The following is a 12,850-nucleotide window of genomic DNA, read 5'->3' as shown; positions in this document are numbered from 1 at the left end:
CGCCGCGCCACCCACCGGTGCCGGTGAGGAGCGAACTTCGCCCTGCATGCCGCTGGATCTGCTGCAGCGGTTGGAGCGCGCATCGCGGGAAGAACTCGAGAGACTCGCGGTCGCGCTGCCACCCCTCGCCGCGACGCCGCGGCGAGATCCCGTCGAAGCGGTCATCGCCTGGGATCTCGCAGGTCTCTGATCATTGACGCGCCGCGGCACCGCGTCACGCGCAGGCAGGCGCACCACGCGACGCAGTCTTCCGAACTCCACGCTGACATCGCGCACGCGCAGCCGCGACGCGCACGACGACACCACCGTCTACCGCACGCGATCCGCATCGACACACGACCATACCGCGTCAGCGCTATGACGCATGTCACCGGCTATACGTGTGCATCGCGGAAACGACGCTGCTAGCATGCGCCACCCCTTGGGGAGTAGCCGGCTTCCGCCACGCGGAAGCGTCTGCGTCAACACACTCGATCCGATGCGATCGTGGCGCAGATCACCAGTCCAGGTTGGCGAGACCAGCGGCATGCCGGCGCAACGAAGGTTGGGCGTGCCGCATGCCGACGTCCGTCCGCCCGGCCTCGAGTTCCCATGTCCCTGCTGTCGATCCTGCTCATCGGCTTCGCGATGTCCACCGACGCCTTCGCGGCGGCTGTCGGCAAGGGCGCGGCGATGCGGTCTCCGCGATTTCCCGACGCCCTGCGCGCCGGCGTCATCTTCGGCGTCATCGAGGCGCTGACGCCGATCATCGGGTGGGCCCTCGGCCTGGCGGCCGCCGCCTACGTCACGCGATGGGACCACTGGATCGCGTTCGTCCTGCTCGCCGTGCTCGGTGCGCGCATGATCCACGCCGGCCTGCGCGAGGATCCCGCGGACGACGCGTCCGACGCGTCCGACGCCGATCAGCACCATGGCTTCTGGAACCTGGCCACGACCGGCTTCGCCACCAGCATCGATGCGATGGCGATCGGCGTTGGGCTCGCGTTCCTCGACGTCAACATCGTGCTGGTCGCGTCGATCATCGGCCTGTGCACGCTGGTGATGGTCACCACCGGCATCATGCTCGGGCGTGCGCTGGGCGCGCTGGTCGGCAAGCGTGCGGAAATCGTCGGTGGCGCGGTCCTCATCGTCATCGGCTGCGTGATCCTCTACGAGCATCTCAGCGGCGCAGGCGGCCTGCCCGTCGGCTGACGCGCGTCGCTCGGGGGCCGCTCGCGCACTGCGCCGACTGCGCGCGGCCAGGCGCGTCGGGTATAAGGATGCGGTCCCGTTTCCGGTGCCCTGCATGCATTTCGACGCCGTCTACATCACCGCCACCGGCGCCTGCTTTCCCGGTGCGCCGATCGACAACGCCACGATCGACGACTACATCGCGCCGATCAACGCGATGTCCCCGAGGATCCGCCGCCGGATCCTCGCCGAGAACGGCATCCGCACCCGGCACTACGCGCTCGATACGGACGGCAACAGCACGCACACGACGGCCGGACTCGCCGCGGCGGCGATCCGCGACTGCATCGGCGACGCTCCGGGCGCGCTCACGGACATCGATCTGCTGGCCGCCGCCACGTCCTGTGGCGATCTGCTGCTGCCGGGCTTCGCCAACCAGGTGCAGGCCGCGCTCGCCGCGCCCGCGATGACCACCGCCAGCCATCACGGGGTCTGCGCGTCCGGCATGGCGGCGCTGCAGCACGCGGCGCTGGCGCTGCAGCACGGCGCGCACCGGAACGCACTGGTCACCGCCGCCGAGTTTCCCTCGCGTCTGTTCAAGCGCTCGCGTTTCGCACCCAGTGGCTACAACGCGGATTTCGACGCGCACTTCCTGCGCTGGATGCTGTCCGACGGCGCCGGCGCGTGGCGGCTGTCGCGCACCCTGCCCGCGTCCGGCATCGCGTTGCGGCTCGACTCGCTGCATCTCAAATCGTTTTCCGGCGAAATGCCGCTGTGCATGCAGGCCGGTCTGTCCGCCGACGGGCGCCGCTGGGGCGACTATCCGGACTTCAGCGCCGCCGACGCGGACGGCGCGATGCTGCTGCGCCAGGACATCCGCCTGCTGCCGCAGCTGTTCGACGTCGCGACGCACGAATACGTGCGGCTCGCACGCGAAGGCGCCATCGAGCCGGACCGGATCGATCACTTCCTCTGTCACTACTCGTCGCAGAAGTTCGCGCCGGTGGTGCGTCGCTGCCTGCAGCTCGCGCAGCTCGAGATTCCCGAAGCGCGCTGGTACAGCAATCTCGCCGACCGCGGCAATCTCGGCGCCGCCTCGATCTTCACGATGCTGCACGACTTCCTGCGCGAGAAGTCGCCGCGTCCTGGCGAACGGATCCTGCTGTTCGTGCCCGAGTCCGGCCAGTTCAGCGTCGCGTTCGCCACGCTGACCGTCGTCGATGCAGCCACGGCGCAGACGCCCGCCACGTCGGACGCGCGCGTCGGGCCATCGCCCGGCGTGTCGATCGAAGCAACCGGGACCGACGCGCTGCCACCACCACCGCATGCACCGGATCCGGCGACCCAGCTGCCGGAAGTCGCGCGTCTGCTGCGCGAGCTCGCCGGCGTCTGGCATGACTACCGCAGCCAGGTCTGGCAGACGCCGCTGGTGCGCAAGATCCGCGACGGCAGCATCGACAAGGCCGACTACGTCGCGTGGATGGCGCAATGGGTGCCGCAGGTGCGCGAGGGCAGCCTGTGGATGCGCGAGGCCGCCGATCACCTGACGCCGACCTACGCCGCGCTGCGCGAGACCGTCCACCACCACGCCGACGACGAGCAGTACGACTACAACGTGCTGTTCGAGGACTACCACGCCGCCGGTGGCGACGCGCCGTCGCTCGACGCCCTGCGGCGCAATCCCGGCGGCGAGGCGCTCAACGCCTATCTGCATGCGCGCGCCTCGCAGCCCGACGCGGTCGGCCTGCTGGGCGCGATGTACATCATCGAGGGCACGGGCCAACGCATCGTGCCGGCGCTGCTGCCGCTGCTGCGCCAGCGCCTGGGCTGGCTCGGCAAGAGCTTCCGGTTCCTCGCGTATCACGGCGAGAACGACGTCGCGCATCTGGCCCGCTGGCTCGAGGCGCTGGACGTAGTCCTCGCGATCGGGGGACGCGCGGCCGCCGACGAGATCCTCGACGATGCGCGTCACGTCGCCGTGCTCTACGCACGCCAGCTGGCGATGATCCGCTGATATGCGCGCCCCCGACTCGACGCCCGCACACGTGGCAGGAGCCCTGCGATGAGCAAGACCGAAGACTGGCTGCACACGCCGCACGACCCGCGCGATCCCAATCCGTGGCTCGCGCTGTACCTCGACGCCAGCGGTCCGCTGGCGGATGCGGTGAAGCAGGCCTGGCTGACGGATGCCGCGTCGCGCTCGCGCCAGTTCGTGCTGCCCGTGGTGCGTCCGCTGGCGCGGCTGTCGATCGTGCTGATCCAGATGCTGAAGATCGTGCTGCCCGACGGCTTCACGTCCTCGAAGTGGCTGCATCGCACGATCGTCTGGGGCATGAAGACCTTCGTCCGCCCCGAAGCCAACTGGCTGATCCTGCGGCACTTCCATCTCGGCTCGCAGGTGCTGGCCTTCATCGGCCGCAACGCCCTGCCGGGCCAGGACCTGCCCTCGCACCCGCTGCAGCCGCGCGACATCGATGCCCTGCGCGACGACGTCTTCCTGCAGCACGACCTCAACCTGTTCAATTTCATCATCCATCTGAACCAGGCGCTCGGCGGCCGGCCGATCACGCCGCCGGCGACGCTGGACTTCTCGATGCTGCACCAGCCCGACCTGCCGCTCGCGGACATGCCGCGCCGTTGGACCAATTTCATCGACCTGCAGACCGCGATCGAGGTCTATACGCCGGTCTACCAGCTGTTCCTGACCGACAACGACTTCTGGCGCGCGACCAATTCGCTGCAGCTCGACGAGATCGTCGGCATCTACGCCTCGACGCTGCTGCAGCGCCCGGACTATCTGGTGTTCCTCAACAACAAGCACCCGCTGGTGCCCCTGACGACGCTGCGCGCCGGGTACCGGCTGGTGCTGCACGGCCTGTCGACCGAGATGCTGCACGCGCTGTTGAGCCGGGCGAAGGACGCGCACCCCCAACCCGTGGCCTGACGCCCGCGCAAACGGAAGGGCCGCTTGCGCGGCCCTTCCGGAAACACACCGCCGTCCCGACATCGGACGCGGCGGTCACGCACGCATGTCGATCACGACTGCAGCGGCACCACGCGGATCTCGACGCGACGGTTCAGCGCGCGGCCCTGGTCCGTGCTGTTGTCGGCGATCGGGCGCGACTTGCCGAAGCCGACGATCTCGAAGCGCTGGCGCAGCAGGCCCTGGCCCATCAGGTAGTTGCCCACCGAGTTGGCACGCTGCTCGGACAGACGCTGGTTCACGGCGTCGCTGCCGACGCTGTCGGTATGGCCGGAGATCTCGACGATCGTCTGGTCGTACTCGGCCAGCGTGCGGGCGACGTTGTTGAGCGCCGGGTAGAACTGCGACTTCAGGTCGGACTTGCCGAAATCGAAGGTCACGCCGTCCGGCAGGTTGAGCTTGATCACGTCGCCTTCGCGATCGACTTCGATGCCGGTGCCCTGGGTCTGGCGACGCAGTTCGGCTTCCTGGCGATCCTGATAGGCGCCGACTGCGCCGCCGGCGAGGCCGCCGACACCCGCGCCGACCATGGCGCGCTGGCGACGCTCGGTGGCGTCACCGCCGCTGAGCAGGCCGGCGACCGCGCCGATGCCGGCGCCGATCAGCGCGTTGTTGCGCGTGCGGTTCGGGTCGTCGGGGGCACTGGTCTGGCCGGTGTAGGTGGCGCAGCTGCTGAGCAGCAGGGCGCTGGCGATGGCGCTGGTGAAACCCGCGGTGGTGAGTTTGCCCATGATCAGGATCTCCTGTGTTGCGAACGGACTTGAGGCGAGCGGACCGTTGGCGGCTCCGCGGATGAGAACGCGGCGACGGTATCGCGGTTCCGATGCATGCGAGGTGACGGGGCGATCGCCTATTCAGCAGGAATTTCGCCAAGGCGTATCCGCATCGCGTGGACACTCGAGAACCTCTGCGCGGCAGCGCGCATGCACAGCGGTTCGCCTGCGGCGGTCCGCATGCTCACGACGTCTTTTCGATGTCGTCGCCGCCGGAGCGCGGCGCTGGCGGAACGACGACGTGCCGGCGGTCAGCGCGTGCGTTGGTACGCCGCCAGCGCCGCCTCGCGTCCGGCAGCGAGATCGACGATCGGCGCCTGCGGATAGTCGGGCGCCTCGCGCGCGAGACGCGTGGGATCGGTCCAGGGACTGAAGCGCAAGGGCACCGGCAGGGCGGCGAGTTCCGGTACCCAACGGGCGATGTACTCGCCGGCCGGATCGAACTTCTGCGCCTGGGTCACCGGATTGAACACGCGGAAATACGGCGCGGCATCGGCGCCGGTGCCTCCGATCCATTGCCAGCCCAGCGAGTTGTTCGCCAGATCCGCATCGACCAGCGTGTCCCAGAACCAGCGCGCGCCTTCGTGCCAGTGCACCCGCATGTGCTTGCACAGGTAGCTGCCGACGATCATGCGCACGCGGTTGTGCATCCACCCGACCTGCCACAACTCGCGCAGGCCGGCGTCGACGATCGGCACACCGGTCATGCCGTCCCGCCAGGCGGCCAGCGCGGCGCCGTTGCGTCGCGCCCACGGGAACGACTTGAACCGCGGATTGAAATCCTCCGCCGGGGTCCTGGGGAAGTGGTGCAGCAGGTGATGGGCGAACTCGCGCCAGCCCAGCTCGCGGATGTAAGCGTCGATGTCGGCTTCGGTGCCGGCGCGGCGTTCGCCCTCCAGCGCCGCGACGACCCGCCACGGCGCGATCTCGCCGAAGTGCAGGTGCGCCGACAGCCGCGACGTGCCGGCCTGGTCGGGCCGATCGCGGCTTTGCCGATACCCGCGCATCGCGCCATCGATGAACACCTCCAGCGCCTCGTGTGCACCCGCCTCGCCGGGCGTCCACAGGGTCCAGAATTCCTGGTCCCAGTCGAGGTCGGGCTGCAGCAGCAGATCGTCCAGCGGGACGCCGGCGGGGCCGTCGGTCACCGCCGGCAGGCTTGCCGGCGCAGGGACGACCGGCGCGGGCTCCCACTGCGTCAATGCCTTGCGCCAGAACGGCGTGAACACTTTGTACGGCCCGCCCTGCCCGGTTTCCAGCTGCCACGGTTCGAACAGCAGCGCACCATTGAAGCTGTCGGCCTGCAGGCCCGACACGCGCAACCTGCGCTTGATCGTCGTGTCGCGACGCTCGATCGCCGGCTCGTAGCGGCGGTTCCAGAACACGGCCTCGGCCTCGCAGGTATCCGCCAGGGTCTGCAGCGTCGCGAGCGTCGGCCCGTGGAAATAGCGCAGCCGGCTGCCGCGCTTGCGCAGCGCCGCATCGAGCGCGGCCAGCGCGCGATGGCGGTAGGTGTTCGAGGCCGCGCCCGGCGCCCAGTCGCCTTCCTCCTCGGGCGCGTGGATGTAGACGCAGACCGGTGCCAGGCCGGCGTCGAGCGCGGCCCGCAGGGCCGGGTTGTCGTCGAGCCGGAGATCGTTGCGGAACCAGACGAGCGCGTTCGCCATCACGCGATACCAGAGGCCGGGGAGCGGGCGGACACGGTAACTGAACCGGGGTGATGGATTCGAGCGTGCACGCGTCGCGGTGTCCGGCCACGCGTCGCCAGCGCACGCGGTTTCCGCTCGGCCTGGCTCACGGGTGTTTCGCGGCCGTTTCCGTCAAAATTGCGGGCCCGGTCTGCGCGCGCCGCGTGCTGCCTCTCGCTTCCCGGTTCCCCCGCTGTGACCCAGACGCCGTTTCCGCTCGAACCCACGCCCGCCGACGCCCAGGCCGCCATCGCGGAAGAATTCGCCTTCTTCGGCGACTGGTCGGAGCGCTACCAGTACCTGATCGATCTCGGCCGCAAGCTGCCGCCGTTCCCCGACGACTGGAAGACCGAGCAGTACCGCCTGCACGGCTGCCAGTCGATGGTCTGGATCGTGCCCTCGGGCGATGCGGACCGGCTCGACTTCGCCGCCGCCAGCGATTCGGCGATCGTCTCGGGCCTGATCTACCTGGCACTGCGTGTGTATTCGGGTCGCAGCGCGCAGGCGATCGTCGAGACCGACGCCGACTACATCGGCGACATCGGGCTCGCCAAGCACCTGTCGCCGACCCGCAGCAACGGTCTGGCCGCCCTGCTCGCGTTCATCCGCGACCACGCGCAACGCACCCTGGGGTGAGCGGCACGCCACCGCCCGCCGCCGACCGCGATCCAGCCGCCGATTCGAGTCGCGCCGCGCCGCTGCGCAACCGCAATTTCCGGATCCTGCTGGGCTACCGCATCTGCACGATCCTGTCGTACCAGATCGTCGCGGTCACGATCGGCTGGCACATCTACGCCGAAACCGGCGATCCCTGGATGCTCGGGCTGGTCGGGCTGGCCGAGGTGCTGCCCTACTTCTGCGTCGCGCCGTTCGCCGGCTACCTCGTCGACCAGCTGCCGCGGCGCAAGCTGGGCATGGCCGCCGCGGCCGGTCTGGCGGTCACGCCGCTGCTGCTGGCGGCGATCGTCCTCGGTGTCATCGAAGGCGGCATCTGGCTGCTGTATCTGCCGATCGTGCTGACCGGCATGGTCCGCGCCTTCCTCGGGCCGGTGTACAACGCGCTGTTCGCGCGGGTCCTGCCGAGGGCGCAGTACGCGCGCGGCGCCAGCCTGGGCAGCATCGTGTTCCAGAGCGCGCTGGTGCTCGGCCCGGCGGTCGGCGGCCTGCTGATCCAGCCGATCGGCATCCCCGGGGTGTTCATGCTCGCGGCAGCGCTGGCGCTGCTGGTGATCGTGCTGCTGGCGCGTCTGGAGGTGACCGAGCCGGCCCGGCAGCTGCAGCGCGACCCCATCTTCGCGAGCATCGCCGAAGGCGCGCGCTTCGTCTTCGGTCACCAGATCCTGCTGGGCGCGCTGGCGCTGGACATGTTCGCGGTGCTGTTCGGCGGTGCGATCTCGCTGGCCCCGGCCTTCATCCACGACATCCTGCATTACGGCCCCGAAGGCCTCGGCATCCTGCGCGCCGCGCCGGCACTGGGCGCGGTGGCGATGGGGGTGTGGCTGGCGCGTCATCCGATCCACGCCGTCGCCTGCTTCGGCGCCTGCATGGTCGGCTTCGGCCTGTCGACGGCGTTCTGGCTGTCGGCATTCTTCCTGCTGCTGTCGGGCATGTGCGACGGCGTGTCGGTGGTCATGCGCTCGACGATCATGCAGCTCGCCACGCCCGACCACATGCGCGGCCGGGTGTCGTCGATCAACGGGCTGTTCGTCGGCTCGTCGAACGAGATCGGCGCGTTCTACATGGGTTCGATGGCGCGATTGCTGGGCCTGGTGCCGGCCGTCGTGCTCGGCGGCTTCGTGACGATGGGCGTGGTCGGCGTCACCGCCAGGAAAGCGCCCGTGCTGCGGCGGCTGGATCTGCGCGACCTGCAGTGACGCGCAAACCCGCAAGGCCTGCGCCCGACCGGGATCGCCCCACAAAAAAGCCCGCCGATCGGCGGGCTTTCTGCGTCACTGCATGGACAGGACCGGCGATCAGTCGCCCATCTGCTTCTGCATGTGCTCCCAGCGTTCCTGCTCGTCGATCGTACGCTCGGCGGTGAGGCGTGCTTCGAGACGGTCGAGACCGATCTCTTCGCCCGAGTCGACGCTGTAACCGTATTCACCCGAGTCGACCCGCTTGAGCGTGCTGTCGATCTTGCCGATCAGCTTGCGGTAGCGGTCGCGGGTGCGCAGCTCGAGCGAATTCTCGGTCTCGCGGGTCGCGCGCTCGGCTTCGTCGCCGACGTCGCGGACTTCGTCCTTCAGGTTCTCGATGGTCTGCTTGGATTCTTCGACCAGGTCCGCGCGCCACTGTTGCAGGCGCTGACGGAAATACTCGAGCTGCAGCGTGCTCATGTATTCCTCGTCGGCGGACGGCTTGTAACCGACCGGCACGATGGGGCGGCCGGTTTCTTCGTCAGTCTTGTACGACACCACTTTCACTTTGCTCCTGGGTGCGGGCTCGGCCTGCCGCGCGACGACCGCGACGGCAACCTTGCCCGTCGGACGTGCGCGCGGCGCGGGCGCCGCGGATTTCGAAACGACCGCCTTCGGCGCGGACGCCTTGGCGGGTGCGGCCTTCGCCGACGACGTGGCGCTGGCGGCGACCGACTTCGCCGGCGCCGCCTTCTTGGCGACCGGCGCCTTGGCGACGGGTGGCGTCTTCGCAGCTGCCTGCTTCGCCGGTGCCGCCTTGGCGGGGGCCGCCTTCTTGGCAGGAGCCTTGGCGGGCGTCTTGGCAGCCGTCGCCTTCTTCGCAGCCGGCTTGGCGACAGGCTTCGCCGCCGCCTTCTTGGCCGGCGCCGACTTCGCGGCGGGCTTCTTGGCGGGCGCGCTCTTGGCCGCAGCCTTCTTCACTGCCGCTTTCTTGGCAGGGCTCTTGGCGGCGGGCTTGGTGGCCGGTTTGGCGGCCTTTTTCGCGGGTTTCTTGACTGCCACGTGCTGCGATCCTTGTCGTTCCCTTGGACGGGGAAGCGGGGTGTTATACCCTGCAAACCCTGCAGCGGCAACCATTCCCCGCCGCGTTGTTCACCGCGTCAGCCGGACCCCCGTGATCGAGCGCTTCCTGATAGTCCTGCTGCGTGGCTACAAGCGTTGGATCAGCCCGATGCTGGGCCAGCGCTGCCGCTTCCATCCCACCTGTTCCGAGTACGCGATGGTCGCCATCGCCCGCTACGGCGCCCTCAAAGGCGGCTGGCTGGCGGCGCGCCGGCTCGGACGCTGCCACCCCCTGCATCCGGGCGGGCTCGATCCCGTGCCGATGCCGAACCAGGACTCCGACCGATGACCGAGACCCTCATCCGCAATGCCCGCCTCGTCAACGAAGGCCGGGTGACCGAAGGCGACCTGCGCATCGGCGCCGACGGCCGCATCGCCGCGATCGGCGGCGACCTCGCCGCGCGCGATGGCGACACGGTGGTCGACGCCGCCGGCCGCTGGCTGTTGCCCGGCATGATCGACGACCAGGTGCATTTCCGCGAACCGGGCATGGAATACAAGGCCGACATGGCGACCGAATCCGGCGCCGCGGTCGCCGGCGGCCTGACCAGCTTCATGGACATGCCCAATACCAGTCCGCCGACGCTCAGTGCCGAGGTGCTGCAGGACAAGTACGACCGCGCCTCGGGCCGCGCCCGCGCGAACTTTGGCTTCTACATGGGCGCGAGCAACGACAACCTCGACCACGTCCGCCGGATCGATCCCCTGACCACGCCGGGCGTCAAGGTGTTCATGGGCGCGTCGACCGGCAACATGCTGGTCGACAATCCGGACACCCTCGACGGCATCTTCCGCGAGACCCCGGTGCCGATCATCACGCACTGCGAGGACACGCCGACGATCGACGCGATCCAGCGCGAGTACGTGGCCAGGTACGGCGACGACATCCCGGCCGAATGCCACCCGGACATCCGCTCGCGCGAGGCCTGCATGAAGTCGACGCAGCTGGCGCTCTCGCTGGCGCGCAAGCACGACACGCGCCTGCACGTGCTGCACATCTCGACGGCCGAGGAACTGGCGCTGTTCGAAGCCGGCCCGCTGGTCGATGCGCAGGGCCGCCTGCGCAAGCGCATCACCGCCGAGACCTGCATCCACTTCCTGCGCTTCGCGCGGCCCGATTACGCGCGCCTCGGCCATCTGATCAAGTGCAACCCGGCGATCAAGGACGAGCGCGATCGCGCTGCATTGCTCAAGGCGCTGGCCGACGACGTCATCGACGTGCTTGCCACCGACCATGCGCCGCACACGCTCGAGGAAAAACAGAATCCCTACACGCGCGCGCCGAGCGGCCTGCCGCTGGTGCAGTTCGCGCTGACGGCCGCGCTCGAATGCGTGCACGAAGGCCACTTCGACATCACCCGCGTGGTGCAGAAGTTCGCGCACGCACCGGCCCAGTTGTTCGACGTCGCCGAGCGCGGCTTCCTGCGCGAGGGCTACTTCGCCGATCTGGTGCTGGTGGAAGACACGCCGTTCACCGTGACCCGCGAGCAGGTGCTGTCGAAGTGCGGCTGGTCGCCGTTCGAGGGCACGACGTTCCGCTCGCGGATCGCGTCGACCTGGGTCAACGGCCGGCTCGCCTGGGACGGCACGCAACTGGTCGGCGCGCCCGCAGGCGCCCGGCTCGCGTTCTCGCGTTGATTGCGTACACCCGACCCGGCCTCGCAAAACACACTGCGCGCGCCGCCGTCACTGACGCCCCCTCGCGGCGTCACGCGCAGCGGATGTCCGTCGCGCCTTCGCACCCGAACCTTCGAGACGACATGACCGCACGCCACCTGTTCGCCACGCTGCTGCTCTGCCTCGCCATCGCCGCCCCGGCGTCCGCACAGGAGCCCACCGCGTCGCGGTTCCCCGCCCAGGTCCAGCAGGGCAGCCTCGTCATCGGCAAGGTGCCGGCCGGCAGCCGGGTCACGTATCGCGACCGGGCGCTGCGCGTCAGCGACTACGGCACGGTCGTGCTCGGCATCGGACGCGACGAGACCGGGCCCGTGCGGATCGCGATCGCAACGCCCGACGGCGCGCAGGAGACCGCGTCGATCGCGATCACGCCGCGCGACTGGCCGGTCGAGCGCGTCAACGGCGTGCCGCCGGCGACGGTCAATCCGCCCCCGGCGATCGCCGAGCGCATCCGCCGCGAACAGGCCCAGGTCACGACGGCGCGCGAACGCGACGATGCCCGCGTCGATTTCGGCAACGGGTTCATCCGCCCGGTCGAGGGACGCATCAGCGGTCGCTTCGGACGCGCGCGTTCCTATAACGGTCAGCCGGGCTCGCCGCATTCGGGCATGGACATCGCCGCGCCCACGGGCACCCCGGTCAAGGCGCCGGCGGCCGGCATCGTGACCTTCGCCGCGCCCGACCTCTATCTCACCGGCGGCACGCTGCTGCTTGACCACGGCCACGGCATCAGCTCCAACTTCCTGCACCTGTCGCGGATCGACCTCCAGGTCGGCGACCGCGTCGAACAGGGCCAGGTCATCGGCGCCGTCGGCGCCACCGGCCGCGCGACCGGCCCGCACCTGCACTGGGGCATGAACTGGCTGGACGTCCGCATCGATCCGCAGCTCGTGCTGGAACGTTGACGCCGCGCGCCGACCACGCCGCGCCCAAAGGTTGCCGCGGTTCGGGAGCGGGATGTCCTCCGCGCAAGGTCCGCGCGTTGGACCGGCGGGCGCAGCGGCTGTTCTCCGGGCGTCCGCGATGACGCGTCGCATCGCCGCGGTGGCGATCGTCCTCGCCTCCGGTCTCGCGTGCAGCACGACCGCGCATCGCGGCGGACCGGAGACACCAGCCCGCGGAAGCACGGCGGCGCACTCGTCCCCGCCCCGCCCGACCCGGGCATTCGTGCCATCGCAGCCCGGCGAGCGCGTTCCCGCGAGCACGGTGTCGCTGCCCGCCCGCGCCGGCGCGGGCACAACGGTGCTGCTGCGTGCGCCGGTGGGCAGCCAGGTCGACGCCTTCGGCGGGTCCCATCGCGTGCCCGCGTCGGGCCAGCTCGCGTTGACGGTTCCCGATGACGTCGAAGGCCGCGTCCCCGTGCGCGTGCAGCGTCCGGCGGGTCCGGCGCTGGTGCTGCAGCTGCATGTGACGCCGCCCGTACCCTGAGCGCGCGTCACAGTCCGCGACATCCGGGACGCGATTCGCACGCGCCCTGCCCTGCGGGGCTTGCGCCGGCGGGCCATAACGCGAGAGTCTCGAAAAACCGGACACCGTCGCAGGACGGGCCGGTTTTTTTTCTCATCCAGACACACAGGACCT

Annotated in this window: 13 protein-coding genes; 10 read left to right on the top strand and 3 right to left on the bottom strand. The window is 69.7% G+C overall.

The window, feature by feature from the left end; genetic code table 11:
• Positions 1–46: 46 nt before the first annotated feature.
• The 4 genes from CJ022_RS17160 (at position 47) to CJ022_RS15995 (ending at position 4,114) form a co-directional block, all read left to right on the top strand.
• Positions 47–190, top strand: coding sequence for a hypothetical protein (locus CJ022_RS17160; RefSeq protein WP_158238443.1), 144 nt, complete (start codon positions 47–49; stop codon positions 188–190).
• A gap of 401 nt (positions 191–591) precedes the next feature.
• Positions 592–1,191, top strand: a complete 600-nt coding sequence (mntP, locus tag CJ022_RS16005; RefSeq protein WP_101927636.1) for a manganese efflux pump MntP — start codon at positions 592–594, stop codon at positions 1,189–1,191.
• Between the two features lie 94 nt (positions 1,192–1,285).
• A complete protein-coding gene (locus CJ022_RS16000; protein WP_101927635.1) occupies positions 1,286–3,184 on the top strand; it encodes a StlD/DarB family beta-ketosynthase in 1,899 nt (632 codons plus the stop codon).
• Positions 3,185–3,232: 48 nt separating this feature from the next.
• A complete protein-coding gene (locus CJ022_RS15995) occupies positions 3,233–4,114 on the top strand; it encodes a DUF6999 family protein (RefSeq protein ID WP_101927634.1) in 882 nt (293 codons plus the stop codon).
• Positions 4,115–4,206: 92 nt separating this feature from the next.
• Here CJ022_RS15995 and CJ022_RS15990 read toward each other — a convergent pair whose 3' ends face one another.
• Together CJ022_RS15990 and CJ022_RS15985 are read right to left on the bottom strand one after the other, a co-directional pair.
• A complete protein-coding gene (locus CJ022_RS15990) occupies positions 4,207–4,884 on the bottom strand; it encodes an OmpA family protein (RefSeq protein WP_101927633.1) in 678 nt (225 codons plus the stop codon).
• A 293-nt stretch (positions 4,885–5,177) separates the two neighbouring features.
• On the bottom strand, positions 5,178–6,593 hold the full coding sequence (locus CJ022_RS15985; protein ID WP_101927632.1) for a cryptochrome/photolyase family protein: 1,416 nt from the start codon (positions 6,591–6,593) through the stop codon (positions 5,178–5,180).
• 216 nt (positions 6,594–6,809) lie between these two features.
• On the opposite strand from CJ022_RS15985, the gene CJ022_RS15980 reads away from it, so the two are divergent.
• Together CJ022_RS15980 and CJ022_RS15975 are read left to right on the top strand one after the other, a co-directional pair.
• Positions 6,810–7,250, top strand: a complete 441-nt coding sequence (locus CJ022_RS15980; RefSeq protein WP_101927631.1) for a SufE family protein — start codon at positions 6,810–6,812, stop codon at positions 7,248–7,250.
• Positions 7,247–8,488: an MFS transporter gene (locus CJ022_RS15975; protein ID WP_255407596.1), complete on the top strand. Its 1,242-nt coding sequence runs from the start codon at positions 7,247–7,249 to the stop codon at positions 8,486–8,488. Before CJ022_RS15980 ends, CJ022_RS15975 begins: the two co-directional genes overlap by 4 nt.
• A 99-nt stretch (positions 8,489–8,587) precedes the next feature.
• On the opposite strand, the gene dksA is transcribed toward CJ022_RS15975, so the two are convergent.
• Positions 8,588–9,607 carry an RNA polymerase-binding protein DksA gene (gene dksA / locus CJ022_RS15970; RefSeq protein ID WP_101927630.1) on the bottom strand — a complete coding sequence of 340 codons (1,020 nt, stop codon included), beginning with the start codon at positions 9,605–9,607 and terminating at the stop codon, positions 8,588–8,590.
• Positions 9,608–9,701: 94 nt separating this feature from the next.
• Here dksA and yidD point away from each other — a divergent pair, with 94 nt between their 5' ends.
• The 4 genes from yidD to CJ022_RS16965 all read left to right on the top strand — a co-directional run bounded on the left by yidD (position 9,702) and on the right by CJ022_RS16965 (position 12,697).
• Positions 9,702–9,881 carry a membrane protein insertion efficiency factor YidD gene (gene yidD, locus CJ022_RS15965; RefSeq protein WP_233198859.1) on the top strand — a complete coding sequence of 60 codons (180 nt, stop codon included), beginning with the start codon at positions 9,702–9,704 and terminating at the stop codon, positions 9,879–9,881.
• On the top strand, positions 9,878–11,230 hold the full coding sequence (locus CJ022_RS15960) for a dihydroorotase (protein ID WP_101927628.1): 1,353 nt from the start codon (positions 9,878–9,880) through the stop codon (positions 11,228–11,230). Before yidD ends, CJ022_RS15960 begins: the two co-directional genes overlap by 4 nt.
• A 122-nt stretch (positions 11,231–11,352) precedes the next feature.
• Positions 11,353–12,174: a M23 family metallopeptidase gene (locus tag CJ022_RS15955; RefSeq protein WP_199171578.1), complete on the top strand. Its 822-nt coding sequence runs from the start codon at positions 11,353–11,355 to the stop codon at positions 12,172–12,174.
• A gap of 301 nt (positions 12,175–12,475) precedes the next feature.
• Positions 12,476–12,697 carry a hypothetical protein gene (locus CJ022_RS16965; protein ID WP_143704023.1) on the top strand — a complete coding sequence of 74 codons (222 nt, stop codon included), beginning with the start codon at positions 12,476–12,478 and terminating at the stop codon, positions 12,695–12,697.
• Positions 12,698–12,850 lie beyond the last annotated feature (153 nt).

It is taken from the genome of Luteimonas rhizosphaerae (assembly GCF_002849595.1).
Lineage (GTDB): Bacteria > Pseudomonadota > Gammaproteobacteria > Xanthomonadales > Xanthomonadaceae > Luteimonas > Luteimonas cellulosilyticus.
The sequence above is the reverse complement of the archived record's forward strand: the minus strand, read 5'-3'. Positions and strand labels throughout refer to the sequence as shown.